The 22,249-nt window shown below is 68.5% G+C and carries 21 protein-coding genes; 8 read left to right on the forward strand and 13 right to left on the reverse strand.

The window, feature by feature from the left end; all coding sequences use genetic code 11:
• Window positions 1-19: 19 nt before the first annotated feature.
• The 3 genes from L324_RS33455 to L324_RS33465 all read right to left on the reverse strand — a co-directional run bounded on the left by L324_RS33455 (window position 20) and on the right by L324_RS33465 (window position 5,217).
• A complete protein-coding gene (locus L324_RS33455) occupies window positions 20-2,992 on the reverse strand; it encodes a patatin-like protein (RefSeq protein ID WP_037318143.1) in 2,973 nt (990 codons plus the stop codon).
• A gap of 190 nt (window positions 2,993-3,182) precedes the next feature.
• On the reverse strand, window positions 3,183-4,427 hold the full coding sequence (locus L324_RS33460; protein ID WP_037318145.1) for a hypothetical protein: 1,245 nt from the start codon (window positions 4,425-4,427) through the stop codon (window positions 3,183-3,185).
• A gap of 7 nt (window positions 4,428-4,434) precedes the next feature.
• Window positions 4,435-5,217 (reverse strand): Abi-alpha family protein, encoded by a 783-nt coding sequence (locus tag L324_RS33465; RefSeq protein WP_037318147.1) that lies wholly within the window; start codon window positions 5,215-5,217, stop codon window positions 4,435-4,437.
• Window positions 5,218-5,297: 80 nt separating this feature from the next.
• Here L324_RS33465 and L324_RS33470 point away from each other — a divergent pair, with 80 nt between their 5' ends.
• On the forward strand, window positions 5,298-6,140 hold the full coding sequence (locus L324_RS33470) for a maleylpyruvate isomerase family mycothiol-dependent enzyme (RefSeq protein WP_152547086.1): 843 nt from the start codon (window positions 5,298-5,300) through the stop codon (window positions 6,138-6,140).
• 94 nt (window positions 6,141-6,234) lie between these two features.
• Here L324_RS33470 and L324_RS33475 read toward each other — a convergent pair whose 3' ends face one another.
• Genes L324_RS33475 through L324_RS33490 form a run of 4 tightly spaced genes read right to left on the reverse strand, consistent with a single transcriptional unit; the run spans window position 6,235 to window position 9,391 of the window.
• Entirely contained in the window at window positions 6,235-6,600 is a 366-nt protein-coding gene (locus tag L324_RS33475; protein ID WP_037318149.1) for a LapA family protein, read from the reverse strand.
• A 38-nt stretch (window positions 6,601-6,638) separates the two neighbouring features.
• On the reverse strand, window positions 6,639-7,787 hold the full coding sequence (locus L324_RS33480) for a dipeptidase (RefSeq protein ID WP_037318151.1): 1,149 nt from the start codon (window positions 7,785-7,787) through the stop codon (window positions 6,639-6,641).
• A gap of 36 nt (window positions 7,788-7,823) precedes the next feature.
• Window positions 7,824-8,429: an alpha/beta hydrolase gene (locus tag L324_RS33485; RefSeq protein ID WP_037318153.1), complete on the reverse strand. Its 606-nt coding sequence runs from the start codon at window positions 8,427-8,429 to the stop codon at window positions 7,824-7,826.
• On the reverse strand, window positions 8,426-9,391 hold the full coding sequence (locus tag L324_RS33490) for a ring-cleaving dioxygenase (protein ID WP_037318155.1): 966 nt from the start codon (window positions 9,389-9,391) through the stop codon (window positions 8,426-8,428). Before L324_RS33490 ends, L324_RS33485 begins: the two co-directional genes overlap by 4 nt.
• Before the next feature lie 99 nt (window positions 9,392-9,490).
• Between L324_RS33490 and L324_RS33495 the strand changes: the two genes are divergently transcribed.
• Both L324_RS33495 and L324_RS33500 read left to right on the forward strand, forming a co-directional pair.
• Complete coding sequence (locus tag L324_RS33495; protein ID WP_037318157.1) at window positions 9,491-9,940, forward strand: MarR family winged helix-turn-helix transcriptional regulator; 450 nt, start codon at window positions 9,491-9,493, stop codon at window positions 9,938-9,940.
• 41 nt (window positions 9,941-9,981) lie between these two features.
• Window positions 9,982-10,416, forward strand: a complete 435-nt coding sequence (locus tag L324_RS33500) for a VOC family protein (RefSeq protein ID WP_235783719.1) — start codon at window positions 9,982-9,984, stop codon at window positions 10,414-10,416.
• Window positions 10,417-10,469: 53 nt separating this feature from the next.
• Here L324_RS33500 and L324_RS33505 read toward each other — a convergent pair whose 3' ends face one another.
• The 4 genes from L324_RS33505 to L324_RS33520 are packed head-to-tail and all read right to left on the reverse strand — an operon-like array spanning window position 10,470 to window position 15,572.
• Entirely contained in the window at window positions 10,470-12,068 is a 1,599-nt protein-coding gene (locus L324_RS33505; RefSeq protein ID WP_037318161.1) for a benzoate-CoA ligase family protein, read from the reverse strand.
• Window positions 12,069-12,087: 19 nt separating this feature from the next.
• Complete coding sequence (gene boxB, locus L324_RS33510; protein ID WP_037318163.1) at window positions 12,088-13,509, reverse strand: benzoyl-CoA 2,3-epoxidase subunit BoxB; 1,422 nt, start codon at window positions 13,507-13,509, stop codon at window positions 12,088-12,090.
• Entirely contained in the window at window positions 13,510-15,102 is a 1,593-nt protein-coding gene (gene boxC, locus L324_RS33515; protein ID WP_037318165.1) for a 2,3-epoxybenzoyl-CoA dihydrolase, read from the reverse strand.
• Window positions 15,103-15,134: 32 nt separating this feature from the next.
• Window positions 15,135-15,572, reverse strand: a complete 438-nt coding sequence (locus L324_RS33520; protein ID WP_152547073.1) for a hypothetical protein — start codon at window positions 15,570-15,572, stop codon at window positions 15,135-15,137.
• Between the two features lie 135 nt (window positions 15,573-15,707).
• Here L324_RS33520 and L324_RS33525 point away from each other — a divergent pair, with 135 nt between their 5' ends.
• Window positions 15,708-16,592, forward strand: coding sequence for an alpha/beta fold hydrolase (locus L324_RS33525; RefSeq protein WP_037318167.1), 885 nt, complete (start codon window positions 15,708-15,710; stop codon window positions 16,590-16,592).
• Here the strand turns inward: L324_RS33525 and L324_RS33530 are convergent.
• Both L324_RS33530 and L324_RS33535 read right to left on the reverse strand, forming a co-directional pair.
• Window positions 16,573-17,334: a 2-keto-4-pentenoate hydratase gene (locus L324_RS33530; protein ID WP_037318169.1), complete on the reverse strand. Its 762-nt coding sequence runs from the start codon at window positions 17,332-17,334 to the stop codon at window positions 16,573-16,575. The two genes, L324_RS33525 and L324_RS33530, sit on opposite strands and share 20 nt — an antisense overlap.
• Window positions 17,331-18,128 carry a 2-keto-4-pentenoate hydratase gene (locus tag L324_RS33535; RefSeq protein WP_037318172.1) on the reverse strand — a complete coding sequence of 266 codons (798 nt, stop codon included), beginning with the start codon at window positions 18,126-18,128 and terminating at the stop codon, window positions 17,331-17,333. Before L324_RS33535 ends, L324_RS33530 begins: the two co-directional genes overlap by 4 nt.
• 130 nt (window positions 18,129-18,258) lie before the next feature.
• Here L324_RS33535 and L324_RS33540 point away from each other — a divergent pair, with 130 nt between their 5' ends.
• From L324_RS33540 to L324_RS33555, 4 genes are all read left to right on the forward strand, one after another.
• Complete coding sequence (locus tag L324_RS33540; RefSeq protein ID WP_037318174.1) at window positions 18,259-18,831, forward strand: hypothetical protein; 573 nt, start codon at window positions 18,259-18,261, stop codon at window positions 18,829-18,831.
• Window positions 18,832-18,865: 34 nt separating this feature from the next.
• Window positions 18,866-19,273 (forward strand): CoA-binding protein, encoded by a 408-nt coding sequence (locus L324_RS33545; protein ID WP_037318176.1) that lies wholly within the window; start codon window positions 18,866-18,868, stop codon window positions 19,271-19,273.
• Between the two features lie 411 nt (window positions 19,274-19,684).
• Window positions 19,685-20,467: an IclR family transcriptional regulator gene (locus L324_RS33550; protein WP_037318178.1), complete on the forward strand. Its 783-nt coding sequence runs from the start codon at window positions 19,685-19,687 to the stop codon at window positions 20,465-20,467.
• A gap of 1 nt (window position 20,468) precedes the next feature.
• Entirely contained in the window at window positions 20,469-22,157 is a 1,689-nt protein-coding gene (locus L324_RS33555; RefSeq protein ID WP_037318180.1) for an L-lactate permease, read from the forward strand.
• Window positions 22,158-22,249 lie beyond the last annotated feature (92 nt).

Raw genomic sequence — 22,249 nt, forward strand, 5'->3', positions numbered from 1 at the left:
GATTCGGCGCCCGATTCCGCTATTCACGACGCCGTCTGCGCCCGGCGATCGAACCGAGTGGCGTCCAAACGGCGGGCAGCAGCACCAGCAGGCAGACGACCAGCCACCAGACCGGCGCCTCGCCGCGCCGCCAGCCCGCGACGACGTCGCCGAGCCAGCCGAACAGCGGGTCGCGGACCGGGGGCAGGAACGCGGCGAACAGCAACGCGGCTCCCGCCAGCACCCCCAGCACCGTCAGCACCATGCGCCACGTCCTGCGCAGGGTCATCAGGCTGACCACCAGGAACACGATGGCGCCCGCGGCCACCGGGACGCCGACCCATTGCAGGACCGGGCCGCCCTGTCCACCGAGGACGAACCCGGCCAGCACGGTGATGAGTGCGGCCAGCACGTTCCACGGGGACGGCAGGGTGGCCGCGCCGCGTGTGATCCACCACGCGCTGCGGCCCGCGGCCCGCGCGAAGGTGGCGGCGGGCTGTACCGATTTCGGCACCCGCGTCGCCCCCGCCGCCGCGTTGATCCCGGCGGCACCCGCCTTGACCAGCGTCTTCGTCAGCAGCATGGTCCCGCGTTCGTGTTCGAACCGCTCGCCGGAGACCTGGCACGCCTGGAACGCATGCTGCGTCTGCTCGTCGGTTTCCGGCGCGTTCTCGACGAGTTTCCTGAACCGTTCCGAGGGTTTCCCGTTCCCCTTGGCCGTTTTCACGTCGTGTCCACAGTGGAGTCCGACGCAGGGCAGTTCCTCGCGCGCGATTTCCAGCTGCCGGGCCCTGGCGAGCACCATCGCGGTCACCGGCATGCTGATCGGCAGGGCGGCCTTCCCTGCCACGTCACCGAGTTCGCCGTCGAGGCCGAGGAAGGCCAGTTCGGCGGCCAGTTGCCCGCGCAGGGATTCCGCTTCCTCCTGGGACAGCCCGTCTCCGGTATCCGGCTGCCGCCAGCCGATCTTCCGGAACGCGTCCCGGACCTGCCCGCGGAAGGCCTCCGGGCCGACGACGTCACGCAGCAGCCGCAGGCGTTTCGGATCGAGCAGGCACTGGATCAGCCAGCCCGCGCCGTCGACCCGGCCCCACATCCAGTCGTTGGCGCGCCACGACGCCTTGTAGAACGCGCCGAAGTAGTCGGCCTGCATCCCGGTGAGCTTGTCCCAGGAGCGGCGCCGTCTCATGTCCAGCAGCGTCCGCGAATCCGCGCTCACCTGGACGAGGTCGACCCGCTGATCGACCGACGGCGCCTGCGCGAGCAGCCCGCGGGTCGCGATGTGCAGCCGCACCAGCCGCGAGGTGACGATCGGATCCGTGGCGCTTTCGCCGTCGGCGGTGAGCCCGGTCCAGGCGACCAGCGTGCTGACCGTGTCGGCGGCTTCGGTGTCCGGTTTCGCCTTGGCCAGCGGCAACAGGATCGGCGTCGCCTGCCGGAGCGCCGCGACCACCAGCGGCCACGCCTCCTTCAGCGTGTCCGGACGCCCGAGTGCCGCCCATTCCTTGGCGAGGCCCTCGATCCAGGCGGCCAGCGTGACGTCGGCGGGCGGCGGGTTCTGTTCGGCGACCCAGCTCGCGAGCCGTTTGCCCCGCGCGGCCTTGTGGCGTGCCTCGTGCAGCAGCACCCGGCAGCGGTTGAGCTGCACCGCCTGATCCGGCGTCGGATCGAGGCGGAAACCCGCGTTCACCAGCTGGATCCCGGTGGCCACCGAATCGTCCAGCGCGGTGGTGCGGAAGGCGACCAGGTCTTCCAGCTCGCAAGTGTCCTTCGGCGGCTCGGTGGGCAGGCCGTCGCGCAATCCCGACGCCGCGGCCGCGCGCAGCTGCGCCGCCGTCCCCGACGCCCACTGGCGGTCCGGATCCTCCACATCGGACAGTGACAACCTGCGGGTCGCCTCGCGGACCAGCACGGCGGCGTCCTCCTGCACCCGGCGATCGCGGTAGTCGTTCATCAGCCGCTGGTCGACGAGCGTGTCGGGGCCGCCGCGAACCCCCATCGCGGCAAGGGAGACCCGGGTTCCCCTGGTCCGGACGACGGCGTCGTTGTGCCGGGTCAGGTCCTCGAGTTCGGCGCTGATCGTCTGGCTCAGCACGGTGCCGACGACTTTGCTCATCGCGCTGCCCAGCAGCGGCGGCCGGTCCGGGTCGACCTCGAGCCGCTCGGCTTCGCGTTCCGCCGTCGGTACCACGTAGAGCAGCAACCGCCGGACGTCCGAATGCGACTGCCGTTCGAAGATCTCACGCAGCGCCGGGCGCAACGGCTTGTTCAGCAGCACCCCGCCGTCGGTCAGCCAATGCGACCTCGTGACGTCGGTGTAGGCGCGCATGTCCGGGTGCAGTGGCCCGGTCTTCTCGCCGATCGGCATCCGGGAAAGTTCGAACGCGCCGGGGAACGACGCGGTGGACCTGGCCGCGAGCGCGAGCGGGCCCACCACGTCTTTTGTCCACAAAGGACCATCGAATCGGAACAGCAGGCGATGTTCGGTGTCCCGCACGAGATTTCCCAGGGCGTCGTCGAACCTGGTCGTCTCGCCGTCGATCATCGTGCCGGTGAGCAGCACGGTGATGTCGGGACACTCGGGTTTCACCGTCGCCTTGTCGGTGATCCGGTGCAGCGCCTCCTTGAGGTCCCCCAGGAGCACGCGGTCGCCGTTGAGCAGCGACCTCGGTTCCTTCTCGGCGGGGTCACGGATCAGGTTGTCGAGCGAGCCCGTGCTGATCCAGGTGTCACGCAGGACCTGCGGACTCGACCGGAACGCCTCGGCCAGCCCGAGGCACGCCGCGTTGATCCCGCCCGCGCTCGTGCCGGTGAGCACGTCGAGCGAGACGGTGGCGTTGAGCAGATCGAGCAGCGTCCGGTACGGACTCGTCGATTCCGGTGTTCTCGACGCCTGCAGCAGATGCGAGGTCTCGGTGGCGACCCCGCCCATCCAGACCGCGAGGCTCGCCCCGCCCACCATGGTCATCGCCAGCCGGATCTCCTGCGGCCACGGACTCCCCGCGTCGGCCATATGCGCCCTCCCCAAGGCTTTGTGCAGAGGGCACTCTAGACCGGATGGGCGAGCCGGTGTACCGCCGATGGTGCCGGACTTCGTTCGCCCATAAGGGCAACGACCCGCATTTCGTCCTCTGGATGCGGTAGTTCGTATCCCGAACTACCGCATCCAGAGGACGAAATGCTTGTGGGGTGCGGGCGCGGGGTCAGGCGGCGAAGTGTTCCAGGAGGAGCACCTGGGCCTCACCGACGGCGAAACCGAGGACGGCGCCGGTCGCGATCAGGATCCATTCGTCCTGCTGGAACGCCGGCCGCAGCAGCCCTTCGAACTCGCGCGGCGACAGCTCCTTCATCTTGGTCACCAGCACGTTCCGGATGTCCATCGCGTCGTTCGCGTAGTCCTCGATGTACCGCATGGTCTCCGGCAGCTTGTCCATGATCTTCTCGGCGATGTTCAGCTTCATGTCCTGATACCGCCTGCTGCCGACGGCGAACACCACCAGCGGTTTCCCGACGCCGACGCGGCGGCCGAGCTGCGCGTCGAGCTGACGCTGGATCAGGCCGAGGACCCGGTCCGACAGCGGCCCGTGCAGCACCGCCTCGATCACGTTGTGCGGGGTGATGATCTCCTTCGCGATCAGCGCGCCGTACGCCTCCGCGACCTCGCCGCGCCGCTTCAGGAACAGGCCCTGCCAGCGCACGCCGAAGTACCGGCGCTCTTCGAGCGGGTAGAAGATCATCCGCAGCGCGAGCCAGTCGGTGAACCAGCCGGTGAAGAGACCGAACAGCGGCATGATGAGCGGGAACTTGAACAGCACCCACGCGATCATCTGGATCACGCCGATCAGCCCGCCGAAGACGATGCCGGAGCGGGCGATGAACTTGAACTCCTTGTCGCCCGCCTCCTGGAAGATCCGGTTCAGCAGCCGTTTGTCCTTGACCAGTGCGGTGACCACCATGCCCTTGAGGTCGAACACACTGTCCACATCGGACTTGATCAGCTCCAGCACGGCGGCGACCATCTTCGGCGACTCGGCCTGGACGCGCTGGATCACCAGCCGCTGCACCCGCACGGGCAGCGATTCCCACAGCCCCGGCTGGTAGTGCGCGGCGACGTCGCGCACGATGTCCTCGACGGCGGCCTGCAGCGGTTTTTCGATCTCCTTGGCGATGCGCTGCGGATCGAGCCTGGCGACGACCTCCGCCGGTTTGATCAGCTGCTCGGTCATCGTGTCGCAGGCGATGCTCGCCATCCGCGCCGCGCGTTTGGGCACGATGCCCTGCCAGCCGAGGAACGGTTTGATCCCGATGAACTCGACCGGCTGGAACATCATCCGGATCGCGACGAGTTTGGTGGTGTAGCCGATCAGCGCGGCGACGACCGGGATGGAGACGTAGATCGGCCAGTGCTGGGCGAAATCGGCGAGGATCCGCTCGAAGAACGCGCCCATGCCGGGTTCAGCCGGCGCTCGGGTCGCAGGCCTGCCAGAACTGGGCGCCGAGCCGGGAAATGTGGACCGTGCGCTTGACGAACTTCGCCCGCTTGACCGACTTCTCCGCCTCTCGGACGGTCTCGTCGGTCAGCAGGATCTCGTACTGCGTCTCCAGCGAGGGCACCTCTTCGTCCAGCTCGACCAGGCCCAGCCCGATCAGCCGGGTGAGGTAACCGGGCACCTGGTCGGGCAGCGACACCCCGGCGGCCTTGCCGACGGTGGAGGCGTTGCGCAGCACGAACCGCCCGGCTCCGCCGAGGTTGGTCCGCTCGGCGACGTCGACGGCGGGGAACGGCGAGCCGTCGGAAAGCGCGGAAAGGATGCGGGCCTCGTCCGGCGTCAACTGCCGCAGGATGATCGCGTAGAGGTACTCGCGGGCCCGTTCGCGGCCGAAGCCGATCGAATGGTTGAGCAGTTCGGCCATCGCCGCGCGGAGTGGTTCGAGCTGGGTGCGCGTGTGCACGAGGGTGATGGTCGCTTCGACCGGGCGCGAGCCGTCGGCGTCGGGCCGGTTCATCGCGGACGCGGCGGTGAGCGCGGCGTGGTACGGGTCGTCGACCTCGTCGAGACGGCGGCGCAGCTCCGAAAGCAGCTGCCGCTCACCCTGTTTGATCACCTGCTCGGCGAGGTCGACGCCGGGAAGCTTGCGTGTGTACTCCATCCCGGTACGGGCGGCCCAGCCCGCCAGCCGCCCCGCGCGTTTGGCGAAAGCGGCCAGGTCGTCACCGGTGGGTCGATCGTTGCTCACGGGCACTCCCCTCGCGTTCGCGCTGATGCTACCTGCGAGTAGGCCGAATGGCCGAAATTGTGATCGACGAGAGTGTTTGGATGGTCACCATGAGCTTCACGCGCTGGGGTCCGCCGCTCGACGTCCTCCCGCTGTTCGCGCGGGAGGAGCAGGCCCTGCTCGACGTGCTGACCGGACTCGACGCGGAGCAGTGGGCCGCGCCGACGGTGTGCGCGGGCTGGACGGTGCACGACCTCGCCGCCCACATCCTCGGCGGCAAACTCGGCAGGCTCTCGCGCGACCGTGACGACTACCGGATGACGGCGCCCCGCGCGGGCGAGCGGCTCGGCGACTTCATCGACCGGATCAACGACGAATGGGTCGTCGCGTGCCGTCGGCTGTCCCCCGAAGTGCTCTTCGCGATGCTCGTGGACAGCACCTCGCAGATCGCCGAGATGTGGGGCCGCGCCGACCTCGACGCCGTCGGCGAGCCGGTGAGCTGGGCCGGGGACGAACCGGCGCCGGTCTGGCTCGACGTCGCCCGCGAGTACACCGAGTTCTGGGTGCACCAGCAGCAGATCCGCGAGGCCGTGGGCGCGCGGACGCTCGACGAGCGGGAGTTCCGCGGGCCGGTGGTCGACACCTTCATGCGGGCACTGCCGCACACCCTGCGCGACGTCGACGCGCGACCGGGCAGGCAGGTCGTCTACACCGTCACCGGCCAGGGCGGCGGGAAGTGGACGGCTCAGCGGACCGCCGCGGGCTGGGAGATCGACCGCGTCGCGCCGACGTCACGCTCGCCGCTGGCCTCGGTGACGACGGACGCGGACACCTTCTGGCGGCTGTGCACCCGGAACCCCGCGGACCTGGACCGGGTCACCGTCAAAGGTGACGAAAACGTTTGCGGCCTCTTGCTCGGGATGACGTCGATCATCGTGAGCTGAAAGGGCCCTTCACCGCATAAGACGCGGTGAAGGACGCTTTCGTCGCATCGCATGCGACGAAAGCGTCCTTCAGCTCAGTTCAGCCCAGCTCAGGTCAGCGCTGCAGGTGACGGGACTTCTTGGCCTGTTTGCGCAGCTGCAGGATCCGGGCGCCGCCGACGAGCGCGACCACCGCGCCGCCCGCGATCACGGAGAACAGCATCGCGACGGCCAGCGGCATGCTGCCGGACATGCCGAGGAAGTGCACGGTGGCCGTGTCCTGGTTCTGCAGGATGAACACGAGCAGGAACACCAGCACGACCAACGCCACGATGACGGCGATCCAGGTGCCGCTCACCCGCGTGCGCTTGAGCTTCGGGACGGCGTCGAACTTACCGCTGTGGCGTGCGCCGCCAGCGGTTTCGGGCGGCGTGACGGGCTCGACCGGAACCTCGGCGGCACCCTCGTGCGGCTGCGTCATGCAGGACAGTGTCCGCCGAAGTGGCGTTGATCGCGCCCTCAAGCGTCCGAACGGGTGACCTCGTCCGCCGCGCGCAGTACGCGCAAGGTGTTCTTCCCGGCCAGTTTCGCGCAGTCCTCTTCGCTCCAGCCGCGTTCCAGCAGCGCGGCGAACAGCACCGGGTACTTCGAAACGTCTTCGAGGCCCTCCGGCAGTGTCGCGACTCCGTCGTAGTCACCGCCGAGCCCGATGTGGTCGACACCGGCCACCTCACGCGCGTGCTCGACATGCGCGACGACGTCGTCGATGCTCGCCTTCGGCTTCTCCGGTCCGCCGCGTTCCGCGGTGAACTTCGTGCGCTGGTCGAGGTTCCGGTAGTCCTGTCCGGCGGCTTCCATGTCCTGGCGCAGCTGGTCGTCCCACTCGGCGACCTTCGGCGAGATGAAGCCCGGCACGAAGGTCACCATCGCGACACCGTCCTTGGCGGCCAGGGTTTCCAGGACGTCGTCGGGGATGTTGCGCGGGTGGTCGTTGACCGCGCGGCACGAGGAGTGGCTGAAGATCACCGGCGCGGAACTGACCTCCAGCGCGTCGCGCATCGTGCTCGGCGCGACGTGCGAGAGGTCGACCAGCATGCCGATCTTGTTCATCTCACGGACGACGTCGCGACCGAAGTCGGTGAGGCCGTCGTGCTCGGGCTCGTCCGTGCCGGAATCGGCCCAGGTGGTGTTGTAGTTGTGCGTCAGCGTCATGTAGCGGACGCCGAGGCGGCGCAGGATCCTCAGCACGCCAAGGGATTCGGCGATGCTGTGGCCGCCCTCGGCGCCCAGGAGCGAGGCGATCTTGCCGTCGCGGAACGCGGCTTCGGCTTCGTCGGCCGTGTCGACGAGCGCCAGGCGATCGGGGTAACGCTCGACCATCTGGTGCACGATCTCGATCTGTTCGAGGACCGCCGTGACCGCGCTGTGTCCTTCGTACTGACAAGGCACGTAGACGGACCAGAACTGCATCCCGAGCCTGCCTTCGGCGAGCTTCGGGAAGTCGGTGTGCAGATGTGGTTGCCGGACCGTGAGATCCGTGCCCGCCACGGCCTCGACCGGATCCGGTCCGGTCGTGACCCGCAGCTCCCATGGCAGATCGTTGTGCCCGTCCGCGAGGAGCACCCTTTCGAGCAGGGCCTGGGCGCGGACCAGGTCGCCGTTAGTCATCGGACGATGGTACGTCCGTCTACTTTGCTCTCACCGTCACGGGTTGAGCCATCCCGCGGCCGCGACCAAACCGTTGTCCGTCACCTGATGTCCACCGGGATGGCGGTGTGCGACGACGTCCGCGGAGCGCTCGCGCAGGTCCCGGACGAGCGTGTCCGCCGACGCGAGCGGCGCCATCGGATCGCGTTCGCCGTTCGACAGGAATACCCGCGTGCCGGACAGATCATGTTGTGGCGGCGAAGGAACGGGCGCCATCGCCGCGAACAACACGGCCTCACGGACGGCGTCCGGTCGGAGCAAGGTCACCGCGGCGGCGATGTTGGCGCCGTTGGAAAACCCGATGGCGACCAGCCTCCTGCCCACGAGTTCGTGGTCCGCGCTCGCGCCGACCACGAAATCGGCGAGCTGGTTCGCGCGGAAGACGACGTCCTCGTGATCGAAAACGCCTTCCGCCAACCGGCGGAACCACCGTGCCGCACCGTTTTCCGACACCGGCCCGGCCGGCGCGAGCAGCGCCGACCCGGGGCTCAGCCGTCGCGCGATCGGCACCAGATCGTCCGGACCGCCGCCGGTGCCGTGCAGGAGCAGCAGCACCGGCGCGTCCGGTGATCCTTCGACGTACTTGTGGTCCAAGCCGGTCATTGGATTTCCGGGTTGTTCTCGCTCGGGAGGTCCAGCTTCGGCAGCATGGCCTCGATGTCCTCACGCTTGGGCTCCAGCCACGGCGGCAGTTTCAGCGCGCGGCCGAGTTCCAGCAGCGGTTCGTCGATCGCGAATCCGGGTTCGTCGGTCGCGACTTCGAGCAGGGTGCCGCCCGGCTCACGGAAGTAGATCGAGCGGAAGTACTGACGGTCCAAAATGGACGTAACGTTCACGCCGTCGTCGATCAGCTCGTCACGCCAGGCGGCCTGGGTCTTTTCGTCCGGGGCGCGCCACGCGACGTGGTGCACGGTGCCCGCCGCCACCAGCCCGCGCGGGGCGTCCGGCGTCACGAGGACGTCGACGAGCGCGCCGGGGCCGCCTTCACCGGCCGAGAACCGCAGACGATTGCTCTCCTGGTGCTCGAAGGCCAGACCGAGACCGTCGGTGAGCATGCCGGCCGTCGCGTCCTCTTTGGACACCGAAAGCGTGACGGAGTGCAGGCCGCGGATGGCGTGTTCGGCGGGGACGAGTTTCGTGTCCCACGGATCGCGCGGGTCATCCTGCGGATGCGCGACGAGCGCGAGCTTCAGGCCGTCCGGATCGAGGAAGGTGAGCGTCTCTTCGCCGTCGGAGTTGCGGATCTGACTCGTCTCGACACGGCTCTCGGCGAGATGCCGCTTCCACCAGCCGAGCGAGGCTTCCGGCACGGAGAACGACGTCGTGGTCGCCTGGCCGGTGCCGTGACGGCCCTTCGGCGCGTCCTTCCACGGGAAGAACGTCATCAGCGAGCCGGGCTTGCCGGACTGGTCGCCGTAGTAGAGGTGGTAGGTCCCGGGGTCGTCGAAGTTCACGGTGGTCTTCACCAGCCGCAGGCCCAGCGCCCGGGTGTAGAAGTCCGCGTTGCGCTGAGGGTCGCCACCGATGGCGGTGACGTGGTGCAGGCCGGAAGTCTTGATCGACATGGTGCCCCTCCTCTGGGAGCCGGTGAAAGCAAGCTAACCCGATAACCTCTCGCGCGCAAGATATATTCCCGGAAGAGTTACCGGTGTAGGCTCGCGGCCGTGACAGCGGATCCGGACGACGACGAAGTGGTCACCTGGTGGGGCCTGGTGATCGAGGGCTACCTGGCCACGCAGAACCGGCTGATGGGCGAGATCGCCGAGCGGTTCGGCCTGGCGCCGGCGTCGTTCGACATCCTCCTGCGGCTAGTGCGCTCGCCGGAGCACCGGATGCCGATGACGCGGCTGGCCGTCGAGGCGGCCCTGTCCAGCGGCGGGTTCACCAAGGTCGCGGACAGGCTGGTCGCCGCCGACCTGATCCGCCGGGTACCCAGCCCGGACGACCGGAGGGTCACCTTCGCCGCGCTCACCGAGCACGGCCTCGACGTCGCTCAGCAGGCACGGGAGGCCTGCGCGGACATCCTGCGGCGGATCGTCCTCGCCCCACTCGGGGACGACGCGCACGCGCTGGCCGAGGCCATGCGCACCCTCCGCACCGTCAACGGCACCTGACTGATCGCGTTTAGCCCGCTAAAGGCGACGCGCGTTCAACGGTGCCTGAAAAACCTGCCCTGGCCTGCGGCTTCGGCGAGGCGCACGCTTTGGGCATGCTCACCGAATCGACCATCACGACGATGCTCCCGGTGACCGACGCCGAACGCGCCGGCCGCTTCTATTCGGATTCCCTTGGCCTGCGCCGAACGTCCACCGGCGAGGACGGAACCGTCTACTTCGAGGCGGGCGCGGGCGCCATCGGCCTGCGCCCGATGCCCGACGGATCGCAGAGCGAGAACACCGCGCTGAGTTTCGAGGTCGGCGACCTGGCCGCCGAGGTGCGGACGCTGGAGGACCGCGGGGTGCGGTTCCAGGACTTCGAGGCGGACGGCATCAAGACCGTCGGCCATATCGCCGACCTCGGCAAGGAACGCGCGGCCTGGTTCAACGACAGCGAGGGGAACGTCCTCTGCCTGCACGAGGTCCTCGGCTGACACCCCGCGTTTCGTCCTCTGGTCGCGTTTAGCCCGCTAAAGGCGACGCGCGTTCAGAGGACTAGATGCGGTGGGGCGGGGGTCCGGACCTGGTACATGTCCCGCACCAGCTCCCGGATGACGTTGCGCCGGATCTTCCCGGTCGCCGTCTTCGGCAGTTCGCCCAGTTCGACGATGCCCCTCGGGCGTTTGAACGACGCCAGCCCACCGCGGCAGAACTCGATCAGCTCGTCCGCGTCCAGCCGGTGGCCGGGCACGCCGACCACGCACGCGACCGGCTTCTCGATGCCGTCGGCGTCGAACGCGGCCACGACCGCCACCTCGGCGACCGCCGGATGCTGCAGCAGCCTGTCCTCGACCTCGGCGGGCGACACCCAGATCCCGCCGGGTTTCAGCATGTCGTTGAAGCGCCCGAGACAGGTGTACGTCCCGTCGGCGTTGCGCACGAAACTGTCGCCCGTCCGCAGCCATTCGCCCTGGAAGACCCGCTTCGTCGTCTCGTACCGCGCCCAGTATCCGGTGGCGATCGACGGGCCGGCGACGAACAGTTCGCCGGGCTGCCCGTCCGGCACCGGCGCGCCGTGCTCGTCGCGCAGGGCGATCTCGTAGCCCGGCACCGGCACCCCCGTACTTCCCGGCCGGACCTGGTGCGGCCGGTTGGACAGGAAGACGTGCAACGCCTCCGTCGAGCCGATCCCGTCGAGGATTTCGACGCCGAACCGGTCGCGGAACCGTTCGTACAGCACGGCGGGCAGCGGCTCACCGGCCGAAACGGCCAGGCGTACCGAGGTGAACGTGTCGTCCGGGATGTCGCTGGCGAGCAGTGCCGCGTAGAACGTCGGGACGGCGAAGAACAGCGTGGGCCGCTCCGCGCGCGCCCTCGCCGCGATCAGTCCCGGGGTCGGACGGGCCGGTTCGAGCAGTGCCGTCCCACCGGCCGCGAGCGGGAAGAACGCCGAATTCCCCAAGCCGTAGGCGAAGAACAGCTTCGGGACGGAAAGGAACCGGTCGTTCGGCCCGATGTCGAGCACACCGCGCGCGTACGTCTCACAAACCGCGCGGATCCCGGCGTGCCGGTGCATCGCGCCCTTCGGCTTACCCGTCGTCCCCGACGTGTACAGCCAGAGCGCGGGCGAGTCCTCCCAGGTCGGCGCGGGTTCGAAGCCACCGTCATCCACTGTGGACAGATCGCTCCAGTCGTGCACGCGGACGCCGGGCGGCAGTTCGGCCGCCTTCGCGCGGTCCAGCACGACGTCGGTGACCTCGGGCGCCAGCCCCAGCGCGATCGTCGCCTGCGCGGCGAACTCGCCGGAGACGCACAGGACCCTGGCCCGCGAGTCGGCCAGCATCTTGCCGAGATCCAGCCCGGTGACCATGGTGGACACCGGCACCGCGACCACCCCGGCCAGCATCGCGCCCAGGATCCCGGTGAGCAGTTCGACGTCGTCGACCATGCAGAACAGGACCCGCTCCTCCGGGCGGACGCCGATCGCGCGCAATCCGGCCGCGACCCGGCGGGCTTCGGTCGAAAGTCCGGCGTAGGTGAGGCTCCGCCTCGGGGAAACGACCGCCTCCTTCGCCCCGCGCCCTTCCGCCAGATGCCGGTCGAGCAGGTAGCTCGCCGCGTTGAACCCGGTAGCTGCAGCGGTCACGGGCGCACCTTCTATCGGCTCAGCTCAGGTAAACGTATTCGTAGTCGAACGGTTTCCCATTGATGCCCTGGCGTGGCGGCGCCACCCAGCTCGCGATCTTTCCTCGCTCGTACACCGGGTGCATCAGCGATCGGACGAAGGTCAGGTCTTCGGGAGTGGGCAGCCACTTGCGTTTGCCGGCCAACCACGTCGGCTCGTCGACTACGGTGCCGTCGGGCGTCACATGGTGGCCGGAGTTTATGCCGACTTCGCGATTGAATCCAGGGTGCGGGAGGACGAATCGGAAGTCGATACCGGCCTCGTCGAGGATCTTGTTCCAGCGGTTGACCCCGGTCTGGCAGTCGGCGCGGTACTCGTCCCGCAGGTCGAGGTTCAGCAGCAGGATGGCCGGGTGTTCTTCGGTCTCCCAGGTGCCGTCGGCGCGCGGCCGGGACAGCGATCCGGCGTCGTCGGTGAGCCGGTGGTCGTCCTTGCGGCGGGCCTCCTGCCAGCGCCCTTTCAGCCCGGCGGTGTAGTAGTTCGCCGCGTTGGTCGACGTCTCGCCGCCGAACAGGTCGAGCGAGACCGTGTAGTGGAAGTTCAGGTAGCGCTGGATGAGGTCGAGCGGGATCCCGCCGTGCCCGGCGATGTCGAAGGTGTCGTGCTCGCGGATGAGTTCGGCACTGCGGGTGACCACGCGGTCGACCCCGGTGGTGCCGACGAACATGTGGTGCGCCTCTTCCTTGAGCATGAATTCACAAGTGCGGGAAAGCGGGTCGAAGCCGCTTTCCTTGAGCGTGCCGAGCTGATATTTGCCATCTCGATCGGTGAAATAGGTGAACATGTAGAAGGCCAGCCAATCCGCGGTCTCTTCGTTGAAGGCACCGAGGATGCGCGGGGCGTCCGGACTTCCGGAATTCCGGAGCAGTAAGGCCTCCGCTTCTTCGCGGCCTTCCCGGCCGAAGTAGGCGTGCAGCAGATACACCATCGCCCACAGATGACGGCCTTCTTCGACGTTGACCTGGAAGAGGTTCCGCAGGTCGTAAAGGCTCGGCGCGGTCAGCCCCAGCAGTTTCTGCTGCTCGACCGACGCGGGTTCCGTGTCGCCCTGGATGACGATGAGCCGCTGCAGATCGGCACGGTACTCGCCGGGCACCTGCTGCCAGGCCGGTTCGCCCTGGTGCTCGCCGAAGGTGATGACGCGGTCCGGATCCCGCTCCGCGAGGAAGATCCCCCACCGGTAGTCCGGCACGTTGACGTGGTCGAAATGCGCCCAGCCGTCCCGGCCGACGCTGACCGCGGTGCGCAGGTAGACACCCTGGGTCCGCAATGTGGGGCCCATTTCGCCCCACCAGTCCAGGAACTTCGGCTGCCAGCCCTCCAGCGCCCGCTGCAGCCGCCGGTCCCCGGAGAGATCGACGTTGTTGGGGATCTTGGCGTCGTAATCGATCTTGGTGGGCATTCAGACCCGCTTCCTGTCGAAGACGGCCTTCTGACCAGTACCGTAGCGACGCAGCGCGCCCTCGGGACCGGATGCGTTCGGACGGGTGAAGATCCAGTTCTGCCAGGCGGCGAGGCGGCCGAAGATCTTGCTTTCCAGCGTCTCCGGTCCGACGAACCGGTGGTTCGCCTCCATTCCGGTGAGCGCGTCGGGGCTCAACGAAGCCCGTCCTTCCAGCGCGATCCGGATCTCGTCCGCCCAGTCGAGGTCGTCCGGGGCGTCGGTCACCAGGCCGAGATCGTTCGCCTCCGCCGGACTCAGCGGGTTGCCGCGCACTTCCGCGAGCCTCAGGACGTGATCGGGGTCGCCGAAGAACCGGGATTCGAGCCGGGACAGGCCGTTCCCCATCGGCAGCCTGCCGAAGTTGGCTTCGGACAACACGATCGACGCACGTTCTTCACTGTCTTCGTCGTCGATCGGCGGACCGTCCAAGATGTACTGCCGGTCCGCGGCGAGCGCGAGTTCCAGCAGGAGCCCCGCGAAGCAGCTACCAGGTTCGATGAGCGCGATGAGGCTGCGGCTGGTGACGTCGAGCCGTTTGAGCGTCCGCTTCCAGTAGTGGACGATTTCGTTGCTCAGCACATCTTTCGCGTCGAATACGGCACGTTCGTGCTCCAGGACCTTCGCCGGATCGCCTTCGGTGCGGAGCACCCAGGTGCCGAGCCCGGGTTCATTGGTGCGCAGACGAAGGATCGCGTCGTCCAGTTCGCGGGTGACGTCCAACAGCCAGCCGTCGTCGCCTCCTGGCCCCTTGACGGTGATCGTCGCTTCGGTCGCGCTCAGCGAAATGCCGACATAGCGATGCGCGAGGCGTGTCAGCTCGACGCCCTCGCCGTCGAGCCGCTCGCTCGTCCGCGCGAGTTCCTTCGCCTTGGCCAGCACGGCCTCACGGAAGCCCTTTCGCGGCACGAGTTCGTCGACGAGCCGCCAGTCGACGGCGGCGCGGCCCTTCATGCCGTCCGGGCGGGTGGCGAAGACGTCCGCGAGGTCGCGCCGCACCCCGCGTTTGTCGACCAGCCTGGTGAGGCCGCCGGTACCGGGCAGGACGCCGAGGAGCGGGACCTCCGGCAGCGCGACGGTCGAGGAGTTGTCGTCGACCAGGAGGATCTTTTCGCAGGCGAGCGCGATCTCGTAGCCGCCACCGGCGCAGGTTCCGTTGACCGCGGCGACGTAGACCTGGCCGGAGTTCGCCGACGCGTCCTCCATCGCGTTGCGGGTCTCATTGGTGAACTTGCAGAAGTTGACCTTCCACTCGTGCGACGACGAAGCCAGCATGCGGATGTTGGCGCCGGCGCAGAAGACGTTGTCCTTCGCGCTGGTCACGACGACCACGCGGACTTCGGGATGTTCGAACCGCAGACGCTGCGTCGCGTCGTACAACTCGATGTCGACGCCGAGGTCGTACGAGTTGAGTTTGAGCTCGTAACCCGGTACGAGACCCCCGTCGGCGTCGACATCGAGTTCGAGCCACGCGACGTCGCCGTCGATGGCCAGTTTCCAGTGCCGGTAGCCGCTGGGATGACGTTCGAACGTCACCGGTGTGGTCCGCGTCACCCCATCGATTGTCTACATCTTGATGTTGAACGTCAATGTTGTGTAGAAAGTTGGTCAGCCGCGGTCACCCGGTTGAGCTTCGTCGCGGCCCAGGTCGCGAAGCCCCACAACAGCAGCGCGGACGCCGTGTCGGTGAAGATCGTGGCGAACCAGAACGCCGGGATCTGCGGCACCCCGACCAGGAAGTGCCCGAGGCTCGCCAGGCCCGACAGCGAGAAGACCATCAGGAACGCCAGCGCCCGCCAGTGACGTCCGCGCAGGTAGTCGCGGTAGCCGGCGAGGCCGAACGCGGTGAAGAGGAAGTACGCGAACGCGACCAGGGCGGCCGCGACGCCGACCGGGATCCCTTCGACCTGCGGATAGTCCGCCGCCCTGATGACGTTGTGCGCGTAGTGCAGCGTGGTGGACAGCACCGTGAAGCCCAGGATCAGCCGGAGCGCGGTGAGCCCTCGGCCTTGAAGAACGTCCATGTTCGCCCCCTTGCGATTTGATAGATCGCTCTAGCGAGAGCGTAGCGGACGGCGATGGGAAGCTGAAGGGGAAGGCTCGCGCGTATCGCGGCGAATGGTCACACTGGGCGCCGGGACACCACGACGGGAGGGCCGATGCCGGAGACGATCGCCGAGGTGAACGGCATCGAACTGTGTTACGAGACGTTCGGTCCGCGGGACGGCAGGCCGCTGCTGATGATCATGGGCCTGGCCTCCCAGATGATCTGGTGGGACGACGAACTCTGCGAGAACCTCGCGGCCGAGGGGTTCTTCGTCATCCGCTACGACAACCGGGATTCCGGGCGGTCCAGCCGGCTGTCGGGCCGCGTCAACCTCCCGCTGGCCTACACCCTGCGCGTGGCGCCGTACTCGCTGAAGGACATGGCGGACGACGCCGTCGCGCTGCTGGACGAACTCGGCATCGCGAGCGCTCACGTCGTGGGCGCGTCGATGGGCGGCATGGTCGCGCAGACCCTGGCCGTCGAGCATCCGTCGCGGGTGCGCTCACTGACGTCGATCATGTCGACCACCGGGAACCGGTTCGTCGGCAGACCGAGCGCCAAGGCGATGGCGATGCTGCTTTCGGCTCCTCCGCGTGGTCGCGAGCAGTACGTCGACTACCTGGTGCGCACGTTCCGGGTGATCGGCTCGCCGGGGTATCCCTTCGACGAGTCGCGGATGCGGGAGCGCGCGGAGCGTTCCTTCGACCGCGGCGTCAACCCCGGCGGCACCGCGCGCCAGCTGGCGGCGATCTTGTCGAGCCGGGATCGCTTCCGCGCCTTACGGAAACTCTCGGTGCCCGCCCTCGTCGTGCACGGCTCGAAGGATCCGCTCGTGCACGTTTCCGGTGGCCGGGCGACGGCCAGGGCACTGCGGGAGTCCGAAGTGGACATCGTCCCCGGGATGGGACACGACCTTCCGCGCGCGATCTGGCCACGGCTGGTGCGCGGCCTGCTCAGGACGGCGGACCGCGCCGAGCTCACGACCCGGCGAGCGTGATCGAGCCCAGATGCGAGAAATGCGCCGCCACCCGTGAACCCGGGCGCAGCTCGACCGCGTCCGTCATGCCGCCGGTGAGCACGATCCACCCCGGCTCCAGCGCGAGCCCGCGGGCGCCGAGGACGTTGGCCGCCAGCGCCAGCGCCTCCGCCGGATGGCCCTGCACCGCGGCGCCGGTGGCGGTGTCGACGATGGCGCCGTCGACCTCCAAGAGCGCCGCTTCCAGCGAAAGGTCGAGGTCGGACGGCGCGACGCCGACCGGTCCCAGCGTGAAGTACGCCGAAGAACCGTTGTCCGCCACGGCATCCGGGAGGGTGAAACGGTAGTCGCGGTAGCGGCTGTCGATGATTTCGACGCCGCCGTGGACCCGGTGGACCGCGGCCATCGCGGTCGCCGCGGTCACGCCGGGGCCCGCGAGCCGTTTCCCCAGCACGAAAACGAGTTCCGGCTCCGCGCGCGGATGGATCAGCGACGGCACCGGGACCCCGGCGGGCAGCACCATCGCGTCGGTCAGCCACGCGAGCAACGGCGAGTCGATGCCCATCCGCCGCTGCTTCGCCCGCGATGTCAGGCCCAGTTTGATGCCGACGACCGTCTCGCCGCGCTCCCGCCGGAGCCGCAGCGCTTCGTCCTGGATCGCGTAAGCGGTATCGACGTCCAAGGCGGGCCACGAGTCCGTCAGCGGCTCACGTTCTTCCCCGGACAGCAGCGCTTTCGCCGCCTCCCGCACACCAAGGCTCACGGCCGCTCCTCCCCGGAGAACTTCGCGGTGACACTGCCGAGCCCCGCCATCGTCGCGACGACGGTGTCGCCCGGGCTCACCGGGATCGCGCGCGTCATCGAGCCCGGCAGCACGACGTGTCCGGGTTCGAGCGCGACGCCGAGCGGCCCGACCGTGTTCGCGAGCCACACCAGCGCGTTCACCGGCGAACCGAGCACCGCGCCACCCGCCCCGGTCGCCGCGATCTCGCCGTTCCGGTGCAGCACACAGCCCGCCAGCCGGAGATCGACGTCACCGATCGCGGTCGGCCTGCTGCCGAGGACGACGCCGCCCGAAGACGCGTTGTCCGCGATGGTGTCGACGATGCTGATCTTCCAGTCCTGGATCCGCGAATCGACGATTTCCAGCGCGGGCACGACGAAGTCGACCGCCCGCAGCGCGTCCGCCACCGTGACGCCGGGGCCGCACAGCCGCGAGCCGAGCACGAAAGCGATCTCCGGTTCGATCTTCGGCTGCAGGAAGCCGCCGACCGGGATCGGCTGGTGTTCGAGGTGGAACATGGAAGCGGTCAGATGGCCGTAGTCGGGCTGGTCGACGCCCATCTGCCGCTGCATGGCGGCGGACGCGAGGCCGACCTTGTGCCCGCGCACGCCGTCGCCGCGTTCGGCCCAGTGACGGACGAGCCGCTGCTGGATGCGGTACGCGTCCTCCAAGGTCGCGGCGGGATACGTCTCGATCAGGGGCGCGATCGGCTTGCCGGTCTCGTACGCGCTGAGCAGCGCGGCCGCGGCCTCCTGCAGCGTGCTGACGTCCATGGGCTCCTTCCGACAGCCGAACTCTGCCCCCTCACCCAGGCCCGCACAAGATGCCCGTTCCACTGGCCGGTACGCACGGATTAGGCCGAAAGTGGCTTGTGCGGCCGCGATCATCACTTAGCCTGCACCCATGTCCGATTGGTCGCTCTCACGGGCGAAGGCCAGGATCGATCGCCGCGAGGAACTCGACGAGCTGACCGCGCGCATCCGGTACGAAGTGCGCGTACACCTCAACGAGCCCACGGTGCACAACGCCTACGACGAGCTGACCGCCGTCTTCGCCATCGGGCACGCGGAATGTTCGGCGCTGCTCAAGCACCATCGCGTCCTGCCGCTGTGGGAGCGGGTCCTGCTCGGCCGCTACACCCGCCGCCTCTACGGCAAGGCTATCTCGGCGACCGTCGGCGATCTCCCCGCCGACGCGGGACCGGCGCCCGCGGCCGCGTTCGGCCCGGAGATCGCTTCGCTGACCCCGGATTCCGGGGACACCGGCGCGAAGTACGACATGCAGGGCCGGGGACTGGTCAACGTCTTCCGGATCGCCGCCGGACGGCACGGCGAGAACTGGCCGGACCGCCACGAAGTCGCGACGACGTCCGCCCGCAACGTCTTGACCTGCTCAGCGGTCTTCCTGCGGCGCCGCGCCTGGCACGTCGTCTGGCCGGTGTACCGGGTGCGCGGCCTGCGGCTCTGGAAGCTCTAGGAATTCCCGGGTGCCCGGCGCGGTTGGAAACGACATGACCGATCGCGCCACCGAGATCCTCGCCGGAGCCAGGACGATCGCCGTCGTGGGGCTGAGCCGCGACCCGGCGAAGGCCTCGCACGGGGTCGCCGCCGTGCTGCAGGCACACGGTTTCCGGATCATCCCCGTGCATCCGACCGCCGGCGAACTCCTGGGCGAGAAGGTCTACCGCTCGCTCACCGAGATCCCGGAGCCGGTCGACCTCGTCGACGTCTTCCGCCCGTCGGAGGACACCCCGCCGATCGCCGAACAGGCCGTCGCGATCGGGGCGAAGGCGCTCTGGCTGCAGCAGGGCATCGTCTCCGCCGAGTCCCGCCGGATCGCCGAAGAAGGCGGTCTGGACTACGTCGAAGACCGCTGCACGGCGGTCGTCCGAGCGGTCGCGAACCTGTCTGTGCGTTAGAACTGGAGATGAGCGCCGGTCCGTGAAGGACCCAAGCAAGCGTCGTGAGTGGTAAGTGCTGTTAGAACGCGACTTACCACTCACGACCCCCTGTACCGACACACCAGCCTCAGGCGCAACGATTCACGTGCCGAACGCACTCCACGCCGAACCCCCGCCGAATTTCCCGGAGGGGGTTCTTTCATGTCCGTGAACAGAAAAATGACCACTGAAGTCATATCCCGAATCGGAACGGCCGAACGGATTGGTCCAAACCGGTGATCTTGACCGGAAGGCCACGAGCTGGGAAAACTTGTCCGGCCGACAGTTTGTTAAGAAACCTTCCCAACGTACGACCGAGCTGTTAACGTCCGAATCCGCTTAACGGAAACAGGTACCGGCCATCGGTACCCCGGTCCAACGGAGGGCGAAGTGGGTACACCACGCGGCCTGGATTCCAGTGGCACACTCGAGCGCGGACTCGCGGTTCTCGAGCACGTCGGCCAGAACCAGGAGATTTCCACCAACGCGATCGCCAGGCAACTGGGTCTCTCCCGGAGCGCCGCCTACCGCATCGTCGGCACCCTCAAGAACCTCGAATACCTCGAAGCCGATCGCGCCACCGGCCGGGTGCGGCTCGGCACCCGGCTGGTCGAACTCGGCGCCCGCGCGATGGCGGCGACCGATCTCCATCGCTGCGCGCCGCGCTATCTCGCGTCGCTCGCCGAGCGGAGCGGGGAGACGACCTATCTCGCCGTCCCGGACAACGACACGATGGTCTACGTCGCCACCGAACGCAGCGCCAAGGCCGTCACCCTGGCCTGCCGTCTCGGCACCCGCCGTCCGCAGCACGCGACTTCGCTGGGCAAGGCGTGGCTGGCGGCGCTGCCCGAACAGGACCGTCTCGAACGCATCCGCCGGATGAAGCTCGACAGTCTCACGCTCAAGACGATCATCGATCCGGCCCGGCTGCTCGACGACCTGGCCAGGACGAGCCGTCGCGGCTGGGCCGTCGACGAGGTCGAGAACGAGCCGGACGTGGGCTGCGTGGCCGCCGCCGTCCGCGACCACACCGGACGGCCGATCGCGGCGATCAGCATCGCGGGCCCGGCGGGCCGGGTGCTCCGCCGGACCGACGAACTCGGCGCGACCGTGGCCGGTACGGCCGCCGCGCTTTCGCTCCGCCTGGGATACGTGCGGGCACAGAGGGGCTGACGTGGGCTGGATCCAGGACTACCAGCCGGCGGGCGGGCTGTGGCTGTCCGCGGCACTGGCGGCGCTGCCGATCGTCGTGCTGCTGGTGACCCTGGGCGTCCTGCGCCGGTCCGCGCGGCTCTCGGCGGCCCTGTCGCTGATCACCGCGCTGCTGGTCGCGGTACTGCTGTACCGGATGCCCGCCGGGCTCGCCTTCGACGCCGCGGCGATGGGGCTGGTGTTCGGGGTCTGGTCGGTGGCCTGGATCGCGTTCCACGCCGTGTACTTCCACAACGTCACCGTCGCGACCGGACGGTTCGACGACATCAAGGCGGTCCTCGCGGGATTCAGTGAGGACCGCCGCCTGCAGGCGCTGCTGATCGCGTTCGGGTTCGGCGCGCTGCTGGAGGGGATCGCGGGTGGCGGCTCGCCGATCGCGATCACCGCGGCGATGATGGCCGCGCTCGGCTTCCCGCCGGTGAAGGCGGTCGTGCTCGCCCTGCTGGCCAACACCGCGCCGGTCGCGTTCGGCGGTCTCGGCAATCCGCTCATCGTGCTGGGCAGGCTGACCGCGCCGATCCTCGGCATGAAACAGGACCAGGCGACGGATCTGTTCTCGTCGATGGTCGGGCGTCAGCTTCCCTTGCTGGCCTTGATCGTCCCGGGTTTCCTGATCGTCGTCCTCGCGGGCTGGAAACGGATGATCGAGGTCTGGCCCGCGGTGCTGACGGCCGGGCTGTCGTTCGCCGTCATGCAGTTCGTCACCTCGAACTTCATCAGCCCCAGCCTCGTCGACGTCGTCGCCGCGCTCGCCGCGATGGCCTCGCTGTGGACACTGACCCGGTTCTGGCAGCCGTCGGCGGTTTGGCGTTTCGACGGCGAAGAACCGGTCGCGGCGGGACGTAGTCTCGGCGCGGCGAAGGCCGGGCGCGGCGCGCTGTACGCGTGGGCTCCGTACATCGTCCTGATCGCGGCGATCTTCCTTTCCCGGATCGGCACGATCTTCAAGCACCTGCCCGGTTGGCTGGATCTGACCGCGTTGCTGCACAAGGCCGACTGGGTGTTCGCCTGGCCGGGGCTGCACAAGGAGGTCGTCCAGCACGCGCCGATCACGCCGAAGGACACGCCGTACGCGGCGACGCTGACCGTCGACTTCCTTTACTCGCCGGGAACGGTGGCCTTGATCGCGGCGATCGCGGCGGGTTTCGCGATGGGCGCGAAACCGGGGTTACTGCTGGCCACCTACCGCCGGACACTGCATCAGATGCGGTGGGCGCTGGCGACGATCTTCATGATCCTGGCGATCGCGTTCGTGATGAACTACTCGGGCGCGACGCAGACACTCGGCCTCGCGCTGGCGACCACCGGCGTGCTGTTCCCGTTGTTCTCCGCCTACATCGGCTGGCTGGGTGTCTTCCTCACCGGCTCGGACGCGTCGACGAACAGTCTCTTCGGGCCGATGCAGGTGATTTCGGCGCAGCAGCTGCACGTCGACCCGATCCTCGCCGGCGCGACGAACACCTCCGGCGGCGTCATGGGCAAGATGATCTCCCCGCAGAACCTGTCCATCGGCGCCACCGCGATCGGACAGTCCGGGCAGGAAGGCGCGTTGCTGCGGCGGACGTTCCTGTGGTCGGTCGTCCTGACCGCCGTGGTCGGGGTGATCTCGCTGCTGCAGGCGACCGTGTTCAGGTTCATGATCCCCTCGTGAGTGGCGATGACGGTCAGAACCGTCGGCACCACTCACGAGAATGTCCACAATGGTCACCTGATCTTTACCCGGCACTGCTCTGGATGGATGAA

This window comes from Amycolatopsis orientalis DSM 40040 = KCTC 9412, from assembly GCF_000478275.1.
GTDB lineage: Bacteria > Actinomycetota > Actinomycetes > Mycobacteriales > Pseudonocardiaceae > Amycolatopsis > Amycolatopsis orientalis.

Excerpts from the sequence above, each read along its gene's own strand:
- L324_RS33455 (WP_037318143.1), bottom strand. The coding sequence starts at position 2,992 with ATGGCCGACGCGGGGAGTCCGTGGCCGCAGGAGATCCGGCTGGCGATG.
- L324_RS33460 (WP_037318145.1), bottom strand. The coding sequence starts at position 4,427 with ATGGGCGCGTTCTTCGAGCGGATCCTCGCCGATTTCGCCCAGCACTGG.
- L324_RS33470 (WP_152547086.1), top strand. The coding sequence starts at position 5,298 with ATGGTCACCATGAGCTTCACGCGCTGGGGTCCGCCGCTCGACGTCCTC.
- L324_RS33475 (WP_037318149.1), bottom strand. The coding sequence starts at position 6,600 with ATGACGCAGCCGCACGAGGGTGCCGCCGAGGTTCCGGTCGAGCCCGTC.
- L324_RS33480 (WP_037318151.1), bottom strand. The coding sequence starts at position 7,787 with ATGACTAACGGCGACCTGGTCCGCGCCCAGGCCCTGCTCGAAAGGGTG.
- L324_RS33485 (WP_037318153.1), bottom strand. The coding sequence starts at position 8,429 with ATGACCGGCTTGGACCACAAGTACGTCGAAGGATCACCGGACGCGCCG.
- L324_RS33490 (WP_037318155.1), bottom strand. The coding sequence starts at position 9,391 with ATGTCGATCAAGACTTCCGGCCTGCACCACGTCACCGCCATCGGTGGC.
- boxB (WP_037318163.1), bottom strand. The coding sequence starts at position 13,509 with ATGCCCACCAAGATCGATTACGACGCCAAGATCCCCAACAACGTCGAT.
- L324_RS33520 (WP_152547073.1), bottom strand. The coding sequence starts at position 15,572 with ATGGACGTTCTTCAAGGCCGAGGGCTCACCGCGCTCCGGCTGATCCTG.
- L324_RS33525 (WP_037318167.1), top strand. The coding sequence starts at position 15,708 with ATGCCGGAGACGATCGCCGAGGTGAACGGCATCGAACTGTGTTACGAG.
- L324_RS33535 (WP_037318172.1), bottom strand. The coding sequence starts at position 18,128 with ATGGACGTCAGCACGCTGCAGGAGGCCGCGGCCGCGCTGCTCAGCGCG.
- L324_RS33540 (WP_037318174.1), top strand. The coding sequence starts at position 18,259 with ATGTCCGATTGGTCGCTCTCACGGGCGAAGGCCAGGATCGATCGCCGC.
- L324_RS33545 (WP_037318176.1), top strand. The coding sequence starts at position 18,866 with ATGACCGATCGCGCCACCGAGATCCTCGCCGGAGCCAGGACGATCGCC.